Raw genomic sequence first — 18560 nt, forward strand, 5'->3', positions numbered from 1 at the left:
TGACCAGCAAGTTTAAGGGTGCCATGTGGAAACAACCTGGGGCGTTTGCGCCGACCGGCTGCCGGCCAAGGCGTACGACAGCTGGTTCGCCGCGTCCATCACCGTCTTTGCGTGGGCCTCAAGCTTCGATTTTGACAGCCGCGAGCTCGGTCCCGAGATACACATGGACCCGAGCAGCCGCCATCCAAGGCTGAACACCGGCGCCGCGACGCTGGCGACTTCCGGCTCCCGCTCGCCCATGGATACGTGATAGCCGCACTGGCGAATTTGTTCGTAGACCTTCCCTTTCTCGCCCGAGAACGCCAGGATGACGCGACCAGGTGCTCCCTTGTCGAGCGGCAGCCGTTCGCCAATGCGCACGTGGTGGCGCACGGCCTGTAGCCCTTCCACCCGCGCGATGCATGCGCGTATGTCGCCCTCACGGACATAGAAAGAACCGCTCTCGCCGGTCACCTGGCTCAATCTGCGCAGGGTCGGCTCCACGACGTTGTTGACGTCAAAACCCGCCTGGTAGCGCGCGCCCAGCCAGCCGGTAGCGGGACCCAGCCGCCATTCCCCGTCTTCCCGTTGAACCATGTAGCCAGACAGCGCCAGCGTGCGCGCAAGCCGCAGCGCGGTCGTCTTGTGCATGCCGGAACGCCGACTCAGTTCAGCCAACGAAAGGCTGGCCTCACCCACGCTGAAGGCTTCCATCAAAGACAAGGCACGGGTCACAGCGACGACTCCGCCGCCATGGGCTGGATCAAATTCGGGAGGCGCAAGGGCAGGATTTTTGGTGTTTCGCACAGTGAACCATGGACTGCATAGTGAAACCTGATTGTATTGAACGAAACGAACCCATAAAGTCCCCCCACTGGGACGCAGATCCCATAACCCGCAGGAGACAACATGCACTTCACTCGTCGCGCCGCGCTTGGCCTGGCACTGGCCACCGCTTTTTCCACCACTGTGCTGGCCCAGGCCTGGCCAGCCAGGCCCATCAGGCTCATTGTTCCGTTCCCGGCCGGCGGTGGCACGGACATCATTGCCCGCGAACTCGGCAACAAACTGACCGGCACCACAGGCTGGACCATCATCATCGACAACAAACCCGGCTCGGGCGGCAACTTGGGAGTGGACGCCGCCGCCAAGGCCCCGGCGGATGGCTACACCCTGGTGCTGGGCCAAACCAGCAACCTCGCCATCAACCCGACGCTGTACAGCAAGCTGCCCTACGATCCGCAAAAAGACCTGACACCCGTGAGCCTGGTCGCCAGTGCGCCGCTGGTGCTGGTCGTAGCCGCCGACTCGCCCTACAAAACGCTGGCTGACCTGGTCAGCGCAGCCAAGGCCGAGCCCGGCACGCTGAACTACGCCACTTCCGGCAATGGCACGGTCGCTCACTTGGCGACCGAGCTGTTTCAGAAGACGGCCAACGCCAGGCTCACCCATGTGCCGTACAAAGGCGCCGCCCAAGGCGCGACTGACTTGATTGGCGGGCAGGTGCAGGTGTATGTCTCGTCCGTGCCCACGTTGATCGGGCATATCAAGAACGGCAAGATGCGTGCCCTGGCGGTGACTTCCGCAACGCGCGCTGACGATCTACCGCAGGTGCCCACCGTGGCCGAGTCGGGCTACAAAGGTTTCGACGCCGTGACCTGGTTCGGAATTGTTGGCCCGGCCGCACTGCCCAAAGAGATAACGAAGCGCCTCAACGCGGAAATCAACAAGGCGCTGCAGGCTCCCGACCTGCAAAAAAAGCTGGGTGATCAAGGTGCCCACATTGCCGGCAGCACGTCCGAAAAATTCGCCACCCTGATTCGCGAAGACATTGCCCGCTGGAGCAAGGTCGTCAAGGAATCGGGCGCCAAAATCGACTGAGGAGAAAACCATGAGCAACTACCCCGACATCATTCGCGACTTCGAGCGGGTTCCCGCCGCCCTGATTGAGCGCGCCGCGCAGTTTCAGCCCGCCATCCTCGCGGACGTGGCCGGGCGCCGCGGCGCCTTGCATGGGCGCATCCAGGCACTGCGTCCCCGCATGAAATTCGCGGGAACGGCCATCACGGTCGAAGTACGTCCTGGCGACAACCTGATGATTCACGCGGCCATGGCTTTGGCCAAACCGGGCGACGTGCTCGTGATCGACGGAAGGGGCGACCAGACATCGGCCCTGATGGGCGCGATCATGATGACGGCCTGCAAGCAGTTGGGCATTGCCGGCGTGGTGGTGGACGGCGCGGTGCGCGACAGTCTGGAAATCGACGAAATGGATTACCCGGTCTTCTCGGTGGGAACCAACCCCAACGGCCCGACCAAGCAGGTCAGCGGGCGCATCGGCCATCCGGTCACCGTCGGCGGCGTCACCATCCATCCTGGTGACTTCATCATTGGCGACGGTGACGGCGTGGTGGCGGTGGAGCGCCTGAAGATCGAATCCTTGCTGCCCTTGGCCGAGAAAAAAATGGCTGACGAAGCAAAGCGGATTGCCCAAATCAAACAGGGAAACACCAGCGCTGCCTGGCTGGCCACGGCACTTCGTACCGCAGGCGTATTGAGACCGGAGGAAGTGCTGTGAGCAGTTCGAAGCCGGCCATTCTTGTGACGGCGGCCGACCTGGCGCCTCAGGCGCTGGCACTGCTCAAAGAATATGAACTCGTTTTCGCGGGCAAGGCTCCGCAGGTGGATGACCTTGTTGCCCTCGCCCGCGTGCACGACCCCGTGGCCATCATCGTGCGTTACAGCCAGATCACGCCCGAGGTGATGGACGCGGCGCCCTCGCTGAAAGTCATTTCCAAGCACGGCAGCGGCACCGACACAATTGACAAGGAGGCCGCCAGGACGCGCGGCATCGCAGTGACTGCCGCAGCCGGCGCCAACGCCGCCGCGGTTGCCGAGCAGGCGCTGGCCCTGCTGCTGGCCTGCAGCAAGTCGGTGGTCTGGCTGGACAAACGCATGCATGAAGGCCACTGGGACAAGGCAACGCACAAGAGCGTGGAACTGCACGGTCGCACCGTTGGGCTGATTGGCCTGGGCGCGATTGGACAGCGCTTTGCGAAGATGTGCGACGCCATGGGCATGCGCGTGATCGGCTTTGACCCTTTCGCTCAAAACCTGCCGCCCTATATTCAGCCGGTTGATCTGGCCGCGCTCTGGCGTGAGTCTGACGCAATTTCGTTGCACTGCCCGCTGACAGCCGACAACAGGCAGTTGCTGAATGCCGCCACACTGGCACAGTGCAAAAAGGGGGTGTTCGTGATAAACACCGCGCGTGGTGGCCTGATCGACGAGCCGGCACTGTTGGCGGCTGTGCAGTCCGGCCAGGTCAGCGCCGCCGGCCTCGATAGTTTCTCGGTCGAACCCATGACCGCGCCGCATATTTTCCATCACCAGCCCGGTTTCATCCTGAGCCCCCACATTGGCGGGGTAACGAGTGATGCTTATGTGAGCATGGGGGTGGCTGCAGCGAAAAATACCTTGGCTGAGCTGCACAAGCAGGATTTGCAGCCTGCCGTCACCACCTGACCCCGAAAATCGCATGATCAACAAGGTCAGACGAGAAATCCACTTGCTTGAAGGTTTTCACTCCAAGGCCTCACCGTGTCATCACATCCCAGGGCTATTTGGCAGCCAATCGCCACAACGAGGTGACTTCCGCCGCGCGCGCCGCATGCAGCGCGTCGGTGGCGTCGGTGGCCTTGGGATGGTGCGGCTGCGCGTCCAATCGATCCACCACCTTGAGCCCGGCAGCGTCTATGGCGGCGAGCAGCCATGCGCGCGTGCGCAAGCCCAGATGCTCGGCGATGTCAGACAGAATCAACCAGCCCTCGCCTTTGGGTTCCAGGTGCGCCGCCAGGCCATTGAGAAAACCCAACAGCATGCGGCTGTCTTCGTCATACACCGCATGCTCCAGCGGTGAACCAGGCCGCGCCGGTAACCACGGCGGGTTGCAGACGATGATGTTCGCCTTGCCTTCGGGGAAAAGATTGGCCTCGCGCACTTCAATCTGCGGAAATCCCAGGCGCTTGAGGTTGTCACGCGCGCAGGCCAACGCACGCGGGTCCTGGTCGGTGGCGATCACACGCTGCACACCGCTGCGCAGGGCCAGCACGGCGGCCAGCACGCCCGTGCCGGTGCCGATGTCAAAGCCCAGCAGGTCTTCGGTGCCCTCGGGCACAGGCGCCTGGGCCACCAGGTCGATGTACTCACCCCTTACCGGAGAGAACACGCCGTAATGCGGGTGGATGCGGTTGTGTGGCCCGTCTTCGCCGAGGGCGGGAATCGGCACGCCCTTGCGGCGCCACTCATGCGAACTGATGAAACCCATCAGCTCGCGCAGCGATGCCACGGATGCGCCGCCCTCAGGGCGGGCGGGCCCCCAGGCTTCGGCACACGCCTTCTTCGCATCGGGCGCGCGGCGCAGCGGGATGCTGTAGTCGGCCTCAAACGGAATCAGCACCATGCCCAGCACCCGCGCGCGCTGTGCTTGCGCCTGGCGGTGCAGGTGGAAAGCCTCGGGAAACACCGGCGCCGCGGCAGTGGGCTCGGGGCTGGCCTCACCCGCTTTGTGACGCTTGTCGCGCTTGGGTTTTGCGGGTTTGTCGACACGGCGCGCCAGCGCCTGCAGTAACAACCGGGCGTTCTGGAAGTCGCCACGCCAGAGCAAGCCGGTTCCCTCACAAGCCAGGCGATAGGCCGTGTCGGCGGCAAGGGTGTCGTCGGCAATCACCACCCGTTTGGGAGGCGCCGCGCCGCGCTCGGAACGCCAGCGTGCAGAAAGGGCTTTGCCGCCCTCCGTCCATTCAAGGGTGGAGGTGGCGGGTACGGTTGGGGTAGGAGAATTCAGTGACATCAGGGGACTTCAGGGGCAAACGCAGGGAAAGAAGCCAACTGTTTTAACAGATGGATGCCGCCCCAGACGCTGGCCGGGCCATCAAACCAGCGGGAAGCGGCGATTTTCAACCTAAAAAAGCGTCCCGACCTGATCCAGCCCTCATCCGGAATTGATGCGGCACCTATCCGGCACCCAGCCAGCCACCTATCGGCTGGAGCCTGTCAACACGTATCCGGGCTCAAGCCGGTTCGGGAAGCGCGTTTTTTCAATCAAATTGGCCTGCAGCCCAATAATAGCGTGCGCGGCCAGCTATCACTTTTATAGCAAATTTCTAACAAAAAATACCGTAATCCTTCGGTTCAGCTCAGGCACCACTGACGCGCGGTCAAAACCCGGCGGGTCCGCCGTGAGTTCGCCCACCAACCCATTGAGCCCAGGTGGCAAGGGAGACAACAAAGCCCCATGCCCACCGGTCTGAATATCCATCAGCCGTTCACAGCTTGCGCACGCGCCCAGAATCGCGTCGCTGTGGTACCGCGGATTAAGCCATTTGTCCTGCCGCGCCGTCACGATCGCAAGCGGAACACGCGGTGCCGCCAACGACATCGCATCGAAATCAGCCGCGAACGGAACACCGGCCACGATGGCCGCGATTCGCGGGTCGGTGTGGGTGTACCAGGTTGAATCTGCCAGCCTCCAACCGAGGAACCATCGGACGACCGCCGTTTTCGCGCCATCAAGGACACCGCCAGTCAGGCGCATGAACGGTCCCGCACAGGCATGAAAGTCTTCAGTGATAGCGTTTTCGCAGTGCTCCCGCAATCTGGCAGGCGACCAACGGCCGCCCGCCAGCGTCAACGCCGTATGCCCACCCGCCGACATGCCGTACATGCCCACTTTGTCCAAAGACAACAGGGACCGAAAACGCGGGTCGGCGGCGATCACGTCGATGGCACGAGAAACTTCCAATGGCCGGCGCTTCCAGCTCGGGGGGCCAGGCTCGCTGCCGTCCTTGTAGTTGTCCGCATGGTGCTCCGGCAGCGCCACCACAAAGCCCGCCCCGACAAGGACCCGGGCCAGGTCGGCATATACCCAAGGGGAGGCAGGCGAGCCGTGCGATATGACAACCAGCCGCCTGTTGCCCACCTGCGGAGCACCATCCACGGCGACATCCAGCATGAACGAGCCGCGTTGTACTGGCCTTGGCGCATCGCCCGACGCATAGAAAACGGTGACCGGCCCGCCGTCAGCGTCGCCGGGGATTTCGGTCAGACCAACAGCCGCAGTCGCCAGGGTGGGCATAAGCGCCAAGACTTGGCACAACGCCCATTGAAAAAGCATGAGCCGCAAGTGAGTGGTCTTTGGCATCAGCATGCTTGGCATTTCCGCGGGTTTTACAACGCCCAGTACTGACAAGACGATCTCTATGGGACTGACTGCACGCTATGCAGGTACAGCCAGATCACCAATCAAAGGAGGACAAGTGCTGCAACGAGCAGAGCGGCACCTATCATCACGAGGGTCCACGGAGCCCTCTGACTTGAGAAGACAAACGTACTCGGATCGTTCGGCATGTACGCGATCTCCACGGGCTTCCCCGATTTGAAGTCAGCCAAAACTTCTTCCGGAAAAGAATGCTTCGCGGTGATCTTGCGCCCGTCCTCTGTCGTAAAGTGAAACTCGGCCGTATACGTGGACGAGCCACTCTTCTTGAACTCCGTGTATTTCGAAATGGGCTCGACCACAACTCGTTTGCCACGCTTCTGGATACCGGAAATCTCGGATCGCTCCTGGAATCCGAACACGATGAAGACAAGCCCCACCAGTACGCCGAGAATTTTGAAAACTATCTTCCCTTGGTGATGGACCCTCATGTAACTCCTCTCTGTACTTGTTATGCCACGTGCGACGATTGCGCAGCATATAGTTTGCCATGGAGAACGTGGGTGGCCAACCGGGTTTGGAACGCCTTCTCGGTTGCCTGCTAGGCTGCGCCAAGATGTGGCGCTTGCATGCCATAGCGTTGAACATGACTAGTTGGGCATAGGCGGGAGAAGCCAGCCACGAAGCGCGCGCGCAGATCTATCCGTACCTTCCACGCAGGCAATCCGAAATAAGCGAAATGGATCCACCCAACGAAATATTTCGTTCCCCAATTAACTTGATTGCTAGACAGGTTTCGGGCGTGACGCTATTAATTCGATAGCTGCTTGCGCCCGGCTCCATTGGCCTGGAGGCCAAAATGACTAACAACCAGCTCAAAAGCAGCGCATGGCCTTCGCGCAAGCAAAACCCTGGCCGCTCGGCCAGGGTTGCTCACACACTTTGAGCGTAAGGATCAGCCAGGCGTTTACTAAACGCCCCCACCGCTCAAACCCAGCCGCCACCCAACGCCCGGATCAGTCCCACCGTGGCCAGGTACTGCGCTGTCTTGACCTGCAGTGCCTGCCGGCGGTTGCGCAGTTCGCTGCGCTGGGCGTCCAGCAACTCGAGCTGGCTGACAAAGCCGTTGCGGTAGCGTGAGTCAGACAGCACCGTGGCGCGTGTGGCGGAGGCCACCGAGCGTGACTGCGCTTCGGACTGTTCCGCCAGCAGGCGGATAGCCGAAAGCTGGTCTTCCACGTCTTTGAAGGCAACGAGGATTTGCTCGCGGTAGTTGGCCAGTGCGATGTCAAGTTCTGCATTGGCGTTCTGCACACCGGCCTGGCGCCGGCCGCCATCAAAAATTGGCAGCGATAGCAAAGCGCCGATACCCCAGGCCTGGGTGGAGACCTTGAACAGGTCTTTGATCTCGGGCGCGGCATAACCGCCATTGGCGGTGAGCGAGAAAGTCGGGAACCAGGCGGCCTTGGCGACACCGACACGCGCCTGCGCGGCCTGCATGGTGCTTTGCGCGGCCGACACGTCGGGCCGGCGCTCCAGCACCGTGCTGGGCACGCCCGCTGGAATCACCGGCAAGGCGGTGGACCATTCGGTAGGTGCGACAGCAAAGTTCGATGCCACTTCACCGACCAGTACGGCAAGGGCATGCTCCAGCTCGGCGCGGCGGCGGTCCAGGGCCAGCGCGTCTGATTCGGTCGAAGCGACTTCAGTGCGCACGCGGGCCACGTCCAGCTCGGCCACGTCGCCTTCGCGAAAGCGCACTTCTGTCAGGCGCAGCGTGTTGCGGTAGGCCTGCAGCGTGTCGCGCACCAACGTGCGTTCGGTGTCAAGCGCGCGCAGGTTGAGGTAGGTTTGCGCCACGTCGGCCTGCACCAGCAGCTGGGTGCTGCGCAGCAGGGCTTCGCGGGATTTCGCATCGAGCGAGGCGGCATCGGAATTGAGCGAGAGCTTGCCGATCAGGTCAACTTCATACGAGAAATTGGCAGCCGCCGTCACCGTGGTCTGCGCCACGCGGTTGGTGGTGATGTTGCTCTGGCGCACAGCGCCTCCGCTGAGGCCAATCTGTGGCGTGCGGTCGGCGTCGGTGTTGCGCAGAATGGCACGGGCCTGGGCCAGACGGCCGGCCGCCACCTTGACGCTGTTGTTGTTGGCACCGGCCTGCTCAACCAGGTGGTCCAGCACCGGGTCGGCAAACGCCTTCCACCAGGTGCCTTGCGCTTGCGCCGTTGCGGGGACGGCGGCCACCACCGCAGTGGCGGCGTTTTCCTTATAGGCGGCAGGCGCGGCCGGAATGCTGGCCGGGTCTACCGAAGCACTGGTGGCGCAGCCGGCCAGTACCAGCGCAGCCAGCAGCGGCAGCAAAGCCGTGCGCAGTCTTGAAGTCGTGTGGTTCATGATGAACTCCTTGCTTGTTCTGTTGTTGTAGCAATGCTTATTCGTGCTTGCCGATAGCCGCCGCAGGCTGGGCGTGCGCTGCCGCACCACCACCGCCGGCCGGACTGCCCGCAAAATCTTCGGCATGCGGCACCTCGCCATGCAACTTGAGCGGGCGGTTACCCGTCAGAGCGCGCAGTGTGACGTAGAAAACCGGCGTCAGGAAAAGGCCGAAAGCCGTGACACCAATCATCCCGAAGAACACAGCCACACCCATGGCGTAGCGCATCTCGGCGCCGGCACCGGTCGACAGCACCAGAGGCAGCACGCCCATGATGAAGGCCAGCGAGGTCATCAGGATGGGGCGCAAGCGCAGGCGGCTGGCTTCAATCGCGGCTTGCAGCGGCGTGCGGCCGGCAAACTCGAGTTCGCGCGCGAACTCAACGATCAGGATGGCATTCTTCGCCGACAACCCCACCAGGACGATCAAACCAATCTGCGTGAAGATGTTGTTGTCGCCGCCGGTGAGCTTGACACCCAGCATGGCAGCCATCAGGCCCATGGGCACGATCAGCACAATGGCGATCGGCAGGGTCAGGCTTTCATACTGCGCGGCCAGCACCAGGAAGACCAGCAGCAGCGCCAGCGGGAACACCCACATGGCCGAGTTACCCGCGATGATTTCCTGGTAGGTCAAATCGGTCCACTCGTAGCTGATGCCGGGCGGCAGGGTTTCAGCGGCAATGCGGGCGACCGCATCCTGCGCCTGGCCCGATGAATAACCGGGAGCGGCGCCGCCATTGATATCGGCCGACAGGAAACCGTTGTAGCGCATGGCGCGTTCCGGACCGAAGCTCGGGGTCACGTTCATCAGCGCCGACAGCGGCACCATTTCACCCGTGCTGGAGCGCACCTTGAGCAGGCCGATGTCTTCGGCGCGGGCACGGTAAGGCGCGTCGGCCTGGACCCGCACGGAATAAGTACGGCCGAACTTGTTGAAGTCGTTGGCGTACAGGCTGCCCAGGTAGATCTGCATGGTGTCGAACACATCGGTCACCGGCACGCCGAGCTGGCGGGCCTTGGTGCGGTCAATGTCGGCGTAGAGCTGCGGCACGTTGACCTGGAAGCTCGAGAACAAACCAGCCAGTTCAGGCGTCTGGTAAGCCTTGCCCATGAAAGCCTTGGTGGCTTTGTCCAGTTCGGCATAGCCCAGGGAGCCGCGGTCTTCGAGCTGCAGCTTGAAGCCGCCGGTGGTGCCCAGGCCCTGCACCGGTGGTGGCGGGAACATGGCGATGAAGGCTTCCTGGATGCCACCGAACTTGCCGTTGAGCTGGCCAGCGATGGCGCCCGCGCTCATGTCCTTGCTCTTGCGCTGGTCAAACGGTTTCAGCGACAGAAACACGATGCCCGAGTTGGAGCTGTTGGTGAAACCATTGATCGAGAGGCCCGGGAAGGCAATCGCGTGCTCCACGCCGGGCTGTTTCATGGCGATGTCGCTGATCTTGCGGATCACGTCTTCGGTGCGGTCCAGCGTGGCGCCGTCAGGCAACTGGGCAAAACCGATCAGGTACTGCTTGTCCTGGCCGGGCACAAAACCACTTGGCACGGCCTTGAAGAGGCCCGCGGTGGCCAGCACCAGCACCAGATAGACACCCAGCATCACGGCTTTGCGCGAGATCGCACCCTTGACGCCGCGGCTGTAGTTTTCAGAACCGCGGTGGAACAGGCGGTTAAAGCCGGCAAAGAAGCGGCCAAACACTTTGTCCATACCGCGGGTCAGCGCATCTTTCGGCGCGTCATGGCCCTTGAGCAGCAACGCGGCCAAAGCGGGCGACAACGTCAGCGAGTTGATGGCCGAGATCACCGTCGAGATCGCGATCGTCAGCGCAAACTGTTTATAGAACTGGCCCGACAGGCCGCTGATGAAAGCCAGCGGCACAAACACGGCGATCAGCACCAGTGCAATCGCAATAATGGGCCCGGAGACTTCCCGCATGGCCTTGTAGGTGGCCTCTCGCGGACTCAAGCCGTTTTCAATATTGCGCTCGACGTTTTCCACCACCACGATGGCATCGTCCACCACAATGCCGATGGCCAGCACCAGCCCGAACAGGCTGAGCGCGTTGATCGAAAAACCGAACAGGTGCATCACCGCGAAGGTGCCGATGACCGAGATGGGCACAGCCAGCAGCGGGATGATGGACGCGCGCCAGGTCTGCAGGAAGATGATCACCACCAGCACCACCAGGGCCACGGCCTCCAGCAGGGTGTGGACAACGGCCTCGATGGACGAACGCACGAACTGCGTGGTGTCATAGACGATTTCGTAATCCACGCCTTCAGGCATGCTTTTCTTCAGGTCCTTCATCACGGCCTGCACGTCGTCCGAAATCTGGATGGCGTTGGAGCCTGGTGCGGCAAACACCGGTACGGCCACGGCCTGCTTGTTGTCCAGCAACGAGCGCAGGGCATAGTCGGAGGCACCCAGCTCCAGGCGTGCGATATCGCGCAGGCGCGTCACAGCGCCATTGCGGTCGGTCTTGACGATGATGTCGCCAAACTCTTCTTCGTTCTGCAGGCGTCCCTGGGCGTTGATGGACAGTTGCATGTCCACACCGGGCAAACCGGGCGATGCACCCACCACACCGGCGGCTGCCTGAATGTTCTGCTCGCGGATGGCGCGCACGACATCGCCGGCGGACAGCCCGCGTTCAGCCACTTTTTGCGGATCCAGCCATACACGCATGGAGTAGTCACCCGACCCGAACAAATTCACCTGGCCCACGCCGTTGATGCGCGCCAGACGGTCTTTCACGTTGAGCACCGCGTAGTTGCGCAGGTAGGTCATGTCGTAGCGGTCGTTGGGCGACAGCAAATGCACCACCATGGTCAGGTCGGGCGAGCTCTTGATCGTGGTGATGCCCAAGCGGCGCACTTCCTCAGGCAGACGCGGCTCGGCCTGCGAGACACGATTTTGCACCAGCTGTTGCGCCTTGTCGGGGTCGGTGCCCAGCTTGAAGGTGACGTTGAGCGTCATGATGCCGTCGGTGGTGGCCTGGCTGCTCATGTAGAGCATGCCGTCCACGCCGTTGATGGCTTCCTCAAGCGGTGTCGCCACCGTTTCAGCAATCACCTTCGGGTTGGCGCCGGGGTAATTGGCGCGCACCACCACGGTGGGCGGCACCACGTCAGGGTACTCGGCGATCGGCAGCGAGCGCAGTGCGATCAGGCCGCTGATGAACATCAGCAGTGACAGCACGCCGGCAAAGATGGGCCGGTCAATAAAAAACTTGGATAGATTCATGGCGATTCTTCTTGTTCAGGTGTCGGTGTCCGTTAAGGGGGCTCAGGACTTGGCCGCAACCTTCACGGCTTTTTCGGTGAGTTCGGCCTTGGCCGACATTTCCACGGATTGCGGCGCGACCAAAGCGCCCGGGCGGATGCGTTGCAGGCCGTTGACCACGATGCGCTCGTTCGCCTGCAGGCCGCTCTTCACAATGCGCAAGCCGTTGACGTTGGCGCCCAGCGTGACTTCGCGGTAGACCGCCTTGTTGTCGGCGCCCACCACCAGCACGAACTTTTTGCTTTGGTCGGTGCCGACGGCGCGCTCGTTGATCAGCAGCGCGCTGCCCTTGGTAGCCTGCCCCATGCGCACACGGGCAAACTGCCCGGGCATGAGCTGGCCATCCTTGTTGTCGAAGACGGCGCGGGCGCGCACGGTTCCGCTGCGGGCATCCACCTGGTTGTCAAGCAGCTGCAGCTTGCCTTCAAACGGCGTGTCAGTGCTGGCAGAGGTACCCATTTGCACGGGAATGCGGTCGAGATTGCGGCCAGCGTTGGCAGCGCCCGCGCCCTGCGCATCTTTCAGCGCCTTGGACACCACCTGCTCGTCGGCATCAAAGCTCGCGTAAATCGGGCTCACTGAGACGAGTGTGGTCAGCACCGGCGCGCCAGGGCCTGCGGCCACCAGATTGCCGACGGTGACTTCCAGCTTGCCGACACGGCCCGACACCGGCGCGCGCACCTGGGTGTAACCCAGGCTCAGCTGCGCCGTTTGCAGCGCCGCCTGCGCTGCGCGCAGGTTGGCATCGGCCTCGCCCTTGCCGTTGGTACGCTCGTCAAATTCGCGCTTGGAAATTGCCTGCTCGTTCCACAGGCGCTGCGAGCGCTCCTGCTCGCTGTGCGCTTGCGTCAGGCGTGCCTTGGCGGCGGCCACCTGGGCGTCGGCGCGCTCAACTTCGGCGGCATAAGGCGCCGGGTCGATCGTCAGCAGCAGGTCGCCCTTCTTGACCAGCGAGCCCTCGCGGAAATGCACGGCCTGGATGGTGCCCGCCACGCGCGAACGAATGTCCACGCGCTCAACCGCTTCAAGCCGGCCCGAGAACTCGTCCCACGCCGACACATCGCTCTGCACGACGGTGGCCACCGAAACCGGTGTAGCTTGCGGAGCGGGCGCTCCTGATTGGGCTCGCGTGCCCGACACGCCGAAGATCGCGGCGGTAACGCCTGTCAGCGCCAGCACGGCGACGACGGTTGCCAGCAGGCGGCGTTTGTTGTTTTGCAAATGAATCGATGCCATGGTGAACTCCCTCAAAAAAAAAGAAAAAAGAACTGTGAAAATCAGGAATGGGTGGCGTGCGTGGCGTAGGAGACCAGCGCCTCCGCAAAAAAGCGGGTGTACTGCTCGTGCAGGACGGGCGCCCAGGCAGCCTTGCCATTGCAGGGCTCCAGATAACTGCAGGGCCAACCCGTGGGCACCGGCAGCACGGTCTCGTGCGCTACCAGGCCCGCAGCGCGCAAGCGCGCCGCATACGCCAGGGTTTCGTCGCGCAACGGGTCATCCTGCGCGGTAATCAGCAACGTGGGCGCCAGCCCGGCCAGGCGAAATGCCGCACCAGGTGCCGCATAAGGGTGGCTCGCATCTTCGGCCCGGGGCAGGTATTTGTGCCAGCCATCAGCCCAGGTGCAACCCACCGGCCCGGCCTCAGCGTCGCGCAGCGAAGCGGTTGCCAGGCAAGGGTCCAGCATGGGCGACATCAAAATCTGCCCGGCCAGCGCAGGCTCATGCTGGTCGCGAGCCATCAGTGCCACCGCGGCGGCAATGTTGCCGCCCGCTTCTTCGCCGGCCACAAACACCGGTGCGCCGGCGCCCACCAGCTTGTGGCGCGCCTTGGCAGCCCACACCAATGCGGCGTAGCCCATTTCGACGGCGTTCGGAAAAGGATGCTCAGGCGCCAGCGGATAGTCGAGCGACATCACGACGGCGCCAGCCTGGGCCAGCAGCCCGGCAATGCAGGAGCCCCCTTGCAGGGAGCCACCGACAAATGCGCCGGCATGAAAATGCACCACTAGAGGGGACACGCCCGTACCACTGCGACGGCCGTAAAAACGCACATCCAGCGGCTTTTTCAGCGCCAGCTGGATCTGCTTTTCCACCCAAAGAGGAGTAGTTTTATCGGCTCCCGCGGGTTGGGACTGTAGGCTGTTCATCATGGCGAGCCGCGCACGGCTCCTGTTTGTTGCAATGCAGCAGAAGATACGCGTAACAGACCGCTTAATAAATAGCCGTTTTATTTATACTTTATTTCACCAGTGCAACAATGAGGGGTGGCAAACCTGCTTTCCCTCTGAAAATCACACCCCTTCATGAAATCTCCCATGTCCATACGAGCGCGGAGTTTCATCCTTGCCGGTGGGGCAAGGTCGACCCGGAGCGGGCATATCCCGGGGAATTTCAGGGTTATTTCACGCGGCACACCTGAAACGGCGGGGCTCGCCACAATCGCCGCTCGCTGTGGGTCAATGACGCCTTCGCTGGCAGAGGCCCTTTACCTTTACCCGGCAGCCGCCTTGATTGCCGCCCGGTTTTCCCTTCCCGATGTCGCCCGGCCGGCTACCCAGCCCACCGGACCGGGTACGCGTTGACAGCCCTCACCAGAACAGGATTTTTCATGGACAAATTTTCCGCAATGCAGGCCTTTGTACGGGTCGTGGAGGCCGGCACATTTACCAAGGCGGCAGACTCCATGGGCATGCCCAAACCCACGGTGACGCGATTGATCCAGACGCTGGAACAGTCGCTCGACACCAAGCTGCTCAACCGCACCACCCGAAAGGTCACCGTGACGGCCGACGGCGCTGCGTATTACGAACGCGCCGGCCGGCTGCTGGGCGAAATGGAAGAGCTGGAGTCGAGCATGTCCCGCGCCAAGGCCAGCCCGCGCGGCCGGCTCAAGGTCGATATTCCTTCGTCGCTCGGCCTGGCCGTCGTGATTCCCGCCCTGCCGGACTTTTACGCGCGCTATCCAGACATCCAGCTGGAACTTGGCGTGAGTGACCGGCCCATCGACATCCTTGCCGAAAATGTGGACTGCGTGATCCGCGGCGGCCAGATCACCGACCAGTCACTGGTGGCGCGCCGCATCGGCGAGTTCTATTTGATGTCGTGCGCTTCACCGGCCTATCTCAAGCGCCATGGCGTGCCGCAACATCCGCGTGAGCTCGAGGCCCACAAACTAATCCGCTATTTTTCGCCACGCGACGGCAAGCTCTACAACATCAACCTGATCAAGGATGGCGAAGTCGTGGAAATTGGCGGCTACCACCAGCTGTCGGTCAATGACTCCAATGCCGGTGTGGCGGCAGCACTCGCCGGCCTGGGTATTCTGCAGACGCTCACTTTTCTGGTTCAGCACCATATCAGCAGCGGCGCACTGGAACCTCTCTTCAACGGCTGGTGCTCCGAGGCCAAGCCCATTCATGTGGTGTACCCCCCGAATCGACACCTGAGCAACAAGGTCCGCGTGTTTGTCGACTGGATCGCCGATCTGTTCGCCAAGCACGACCTGATACAGCGCAAGAGCTCTCTGCCTGGGTAACACAGGGCAAAGCGGCACAGCGACCCGGCTTTCCTACAGGGTACGTCATCGCCAGCCTACATTGGATGGGGTTCGCAAAGACTAAGGTCTGTGTCTGGCGTTTCGCGCCGCATCCACCTCATTTGATGCACTGAGTCCCCTTCACTGCGAAAGACCCCCAAATGCCAAGACTTAAAGTTGCCGCACCCGATGCCGAAAACCGCAAGGCATTGCAGCAGCGCGCGCGCGAGGCAGCCATGCCTGCGCAACCGCGCGAAAAAGGCCGCTGGCCCTTCCCTGTTTCTGACGACCAACCTTCTGGTGAAGCGCAAAGCAGCGATCAAGACTCGGCAAAGCCACGCCGTCCCGAAAAGTCCGGCGACTGAACTGCTACCTTTTCAGGGCTTATGCGACGGGCGCGGCAAAACGCGCTTCATCAGCAAGACAACCAATAGCGCCAGTGCCCCGGCGACCAGGCCTGTGAGGGCATCCATCAACAATGGCATGCCCGCGGCTACAACAGCACCCGCCCCGCCGGCCTCCGCCACTTTTTGCGTGAGTGCTTCAATCGCATGATGCAGCGGCGCAAAGCCATGCGTCAGAATGCCGCCGCCCACCAGAAACATCGCGATGGTTCCCGCGACGGACAAGCCCTTCATGAGCCACGGCGCTGCCAGCAGAATGGCCCGCCCAAAAGCGCGCATCAAACGGTGGAGTGCGCCATCGCCGGTACGCTGACTGAGATACAGCCCGCCGTCGTCCAGCTTGACGATGCCTGCCACCAGCCCATAAACCCCCACGGTCATCAGAATAGCAATGCCCCCCAGAACCACCACCTGCGTCACGAAGGGACTGGCCTGTACGGTGCCCAGCGTGATGGCGATGATTTCCGCGGACAGAATGAAATCCGTACGCACAGCGCCCTTGATCTTGTCTTTTTCCAGCGCCACCACGTCGACCGCCGGGTTGGTCAGGGCGGCGGTCAGCGCCTCGTGTTCTGCCGCCTGCTCGTCTGCGCTGTGCATGAACTTGTGGGCGAGTTTTTCGAACCCTTCATAGCAAAGGAATGCACCGCCCACCATCAGGAGTGGCGTGACGGCCCAAGGGGCCAGGGCGCTGATCGCCAAAGCCGCCGGCACCAAAATGGCTTTGTTGATGAACGAACCCTTGGCCACGGCCCACACCACCGGCAATTCACGGTCAGCCTTGACGCCCGAGACCTGCTGGGCATTGAGTGCCAGGTCATCACCCAGCACCCCGGCGGTTTTTTTGGCCGCCACCTTGGACAGCAGCGCCACGTCGTCCAGGATGGTGGCGATATCGTCGATCAATGCAAGGAGGCTACTGGCCATACGCTGGAATTCCATGAGTCGGCGTTCGCCGAAAGGGTAAAAATACGCAAGGCCGCCCCAGGAGTGATGCGGTAGCCACACGTCAGAAAAGAAGTGCCGATGCGACACAAGGAAGGCCGAGGAAGCCTACTGTATCCAATTTGCACAGCAAAAAGCCGCCTCGGAGGCGGCCTTGGCCGATGGCGCGCGGCCGGGCTTAGCGCGCCGTCAGGCGTCCGAGGATAAAGCCCAGGGCCAATGCGGCACCAATGGCTTCAAGCGGCTTTTCCTGTACCCAGGACCTCGACCCTTCCAGGACGCGCTCAGTGGTTTCAGTCACCCGGCGGGTCTTGTCGGCAAAGCGGTCAGCGACATGGGTGGCGCCGCCAGCCAGCTTGTCAACACTGTCATGCGCGGCCGACGACGCACGGTCCACCGCGCTGCGGGCCGGATCGGCCACCTTATCGATGCCGCTGTGAAGCGCCGCTCCAGCCGACTCGACGCCGCGTTGAATAGGGTTGCTGGTACCGGAAGCGGTATCCGAGGAGGCTGTGGTTTTGTCCATGGTGCTTCTTTCAAAAATATTCCGCAAAATATCCCCGTCCGGGGCGTGCAATGACCTTAAGCGCGTGCGCGCATACGGGCTGTGCGCGCCCGGATACGCCGCATGTAGGACAAGAGAGTGTTGTATGAGCTACAGGGCTGTCGGCCCGCACTGACAGGAAAAGAGCCGCTTGGCTTGGCGGCCTCCGAAGCGAATGCGCCCATGATTCCTCTTCAAGCCACGCAATCAGTATCCAGGCTCCATCTTTTTTGCCGAATGCCCTTCACCGTTTTTTTGAACCCAAGGAGAAGCACGATGCCCATGACCGGACGACCCGCCCTCAAAACCGGCGCAGCCGACAACGGCCAACCGCGTAACGGTCCACCCGAGGAAGGTCTGGACGAAGATGATGCGCTGGAACTGCCGGTGGAGCCCGACGAAGGAATGCCGCTGATCCCGGATGACGATGAGCGCGTGGTGAACGTGCCGTCTTGAGTCGGCGGGGCGCCTCCGGCTTGAGGGCCTGTTAATGCTATTGATGCAGATGCATCAATAGCGTTAACAGGCCTTAGTCCACCGTCCGCTTGAGACGAATTTCTTCGAGCTTGGTGCTGCCAAACGCCACGGTCTTGAGCGAAGGCATTTCCCGCTTGAAGCCTGCGGCGTGCTCATAAAACCGCAGCGCCCGTTCGTTGCGCAACAGCACCCACAGCGTGACCTGCGTGCAGCCCTCTTCTTTGAGGCCTTCGCGCGCGCCGTCCCACAGGGCAACGCCTACGCCTTTGCCCCAATGCGCGGGCATGACGTACAAGGCCCAGATTTCTCCGACAGTGGACTTGGTGCCGGCGTCGCGCGAGCGGTCGAACCCGACAAAGCCGACGATCTCATCACCGTCAGTGGCGACCAGCAATTGCGGCTCGCTGAACTCAATCGCCTCGCGCCAGTACGGCAGCCGCTTTTCCACCGTGATCTTGCTGAGGTAATCCTCCGGCATCAAATCTTTGTAAGTGGCTTGCCAGGTGGCGACATGGATCTCCGCAATGGCTTTGGCATCACGGGAGGTGGCGGGGCGAACGGAATAGCTGGACATGAAAAATCGTGGTTTTATTCGGGAGGTCGGAAAAATCCGGCGGAGCGGAATTGTCGCCCAAATCGCAGTGCGGCAGGCAACCCGTCCGCCCCAGCGCCTGCCACCCGGCGGGCAGACGCCCGGCGGCGGCGCGGCTGTGGGGTACATTCTGCGCACCCTAACACCCAGA

General features: G+C 62.2%; 17 protein-coding genes. 6 read left to right on the forward strand and 11 right to left on the reverse strand.

Annotated features, from left to right (window positions below; genetic code table 11):
- Positions 1-12: 12 nt before the first annotated feature.
- Positions 13-786 carry an IclR family transcriptional regulator gene (locus ABI546_RS13290; RefSeq protein WP_348047058.1) on the reverse strand — a complete coding sequence of 258 codons (774 nt, stop codon included), beginning with the start codon at positions 784-786 and terminating at the stop codon, positions 13-15.
- Between the two features lie 102 nt (positions 787-888).
- Between ABI546_RS13290 and ABI546_RS13295 the strand changes: the two genes are divergently transcribed.
- From ABI546_RS13295 to ABI546_RS13305, 3 genes are read left to right on the forward strand one after another with little or no spacing between them, the layout of a single operon-like run.
- On the forward strand, positions 889-1860 hold the full coding sequence (locus ABI546_RS13295; RefSeq protein ID WP_348047059.1) for a tripartite tricarboxylate transporter substrate binding protein: 972 nt from the start codon (positions 889-891) through the stop codon (positions 1858-1860).
- Between the two features lie 10 nt (positions 1861-1870).
- A complete protein-coding gene (locus tag ABI546_RS13300; protein ID WP_348047060.1) occupies positions 1871-2557 on the forward strand; it encodes an RraA family protein in 687 nt (228 codons plus the stop codon).
- Positions 2554-3504 (forward strand): NAD(P)-dependent oxidoreductase, encoded by a 951-nt coding sequence (locus ABI546_RS13305; RefSeq protein ID WP_348047061.1) that lies wholly within the window; start codon positions 2554-2556, stop codon positions 3502-3504. The genes ABI546_RS13300 and ABI546_RS13305 overlap by 4 nt, the downstream gene beginning before the upstream one ends.
- Before the next feature lie 94 nt (positions 3505-3598).
- Here the strand turns inward: ABI546_RS13305 and ABI546_RS13310 are convergent, their stop codons facing one another.
- The 7 genes from ABI546_RS13310 to ABI546_RS13340 form a co-directional block, all read right to left on the reverse strand.
- A complete protein-coding gene (locus ABI546_RS13310; protein ID WP_348047062.1) occupies positions 3599-4831 on the reverse strand; it encodes a class I SAM-dependent methyltransferase in 1233 nt (410 codons plus the stop codon).
- Between the two features lie 300 nt (positions 4832-5131).
- Positions 5132-6115 carry a dienelactone hydrolase gene (locus ABI546_RS13315; protein ID WP_348047063.1) on the reverse strand — a complete coding sequence of 328 codons (984 nt, stop codon included), beginning with the start codon at positions 6113-6115 and terminating at the stop codon, positions 5132-5134.
- A gap of 167 nt (positions 6116-6282) precedes the next feature.
- The gene (locus ABI546_RS13320) at positions 6283-6687 is read right to left on the reverse strand and encodes a DUF3592 domain-containing protein (RefSeq protein WP_348047064.1); all 405 of its coding nucleotides are present in this window, start codon (positions 6685-6687) and stop codon (positions 6283-6285) included.
- A gap of 496 nt (positions 6688-7183) precedes the next feature.
- Positions 7184-8590 (reverse strand): efflux transporter outer membrane subunit, encoded by a 1407-nt coding sequence (locus tag ABI546_RS13325; RefSeq protein WP_348047065.1) that lies wholly within the window; start codon positions 8588-8590, stop codon positions 7184-7186.
- Positions 8591-8627: 37 nt separating this feature from the next.
- Positions 8628-11873, reverse strand: a complete 3246-nt coding sequence (locus ABI546_RS13330; protein ID WP_348047066.1) for an efflux RND transporter permease subunit — start codon at positions 11871-11873, stop codon at positions 8628-8630.
- A gap of 42 nt (positions 11874-11915) precedes the next feature.
- On the reverse strand, positions 11916-13148 hold the full coding sequence (locus ABI546_RS13335) for an efflux RND transporter periplasmic adaptor subunit (RefSeq protein WP_348047067.1): 1233 nt from the start codon (positions 13146-13148) through the stop codon (positions 11916-11918).
- A 41-nt stretch (positions 13149-13189) separates the two neighbouring features.
- Positions 13190-14005 carry an alpha/beta hydrolase gene (locus ABI546_RS13340; protein ID WP_348047068.1) on the reverse strand — a complete coding sequence of 272 codons (816 nt, stop codon included), beginning with the start codon at positions 14003-14005 and terminating at the stop codon, positions 13190-13192.
- Between the two features lie 515 nt (positions 14006-14520).
- On the opposite strand from ABI546_RS13340, the gene ABI546_RS13345 reads away from it, so the two are divergent.
- Both ABI546_RS13345 and ABI546_RS13350 read left to right on the forward strand, forming a co-directional pair.
- Positions 14521-15447, forward strand: coding sequence for a LysR family transcriptional regulator (locus ABI546_RS13345; RefSeq protein WP_348047069.1), 927 nt, complete (start codon positions 14521-14523; stop codon positions 15445-15447).
- A 161-nt stretch (positions 15448-15608) separates the two neighbouring features.
- Positions 15609-15812 (forward strand): hypothetical protein, encoded by a 204-nt coding sequence (locus tag ABI546_RS13350; RefSeq protein ID WP_348047070.1) that lies wholly within the window; start codon positions 15609-15611, stop codon positions 15810-15812.
- A gap of 12 nt (positions 15813-15824) precedes the next feature.
- On the opposite strand, the gene ABI546_RS13355 is transcribed toward ABI546_RS13350, so the two are convergent.
- On the reverse strand, positions 15825-16778 hold the full coding sequence (locus ABI546_RS13355; RefSeq protein ID WP_348047071.1) for a DUF808 domain-containing protein: 954 nt from the start codon (positions 16776-16778) through the stop codon (positions 15825-15827).
- A gap of 196 nt (positions 16779-16974) precedes the next feature.
- A complete protein-coding gene (locus ABI546_RS13360) occupies positions 16975-17322 on the reverse strand; it encodes a hypothetical protein (protein ID WP_348047072.1) in 348 nt (115 codons plus the stop codon).
- A 294-nt stretch (positions 17323-17616) separates the two neighbouring features.
- On the opposite strand from ABI546_RS13360, the gene ABI546_RS13365 reads away from it, so the two are divergent.
- Entirely contained in the window at positions 17617-17796 is a 180-nt protein-coding gene (locus ABI546_RS13365) for a hypothetical protein (protein ID WP_348047073.1), read from the forward strand.
- A 73-nt stretch (positions 17797-17869) separates the two neighbouring features.
- On the opposite strand, the gene ABI546_RS13370 is transcribed toward ABI546_RS13365, so the two are convergent.
- Positions 17870-18391 carry a GNAT family N-acetyltransferase gene (locus ABI546_RS13370; protein WP_348047074.1) on the reverse strand — a complete coding sequence of 174 codons (522 nt, stop codon included), beginning with the start codon at positions 18389-18391 and terminating at the stop codon, positions 17870-17872.
- Between the last annotated feature and the right edge of the window lie 169 nt (positions 18392-18560).

The organism is Polaromonas sp., assembly GCF_039932935.1.
Classification (GTDB): domain Bacteria; phylum Pseudomonadota; class Gammaproteobacteria; order Burkholderiales; family Burkholderiaceae_C; genus Polaromonas.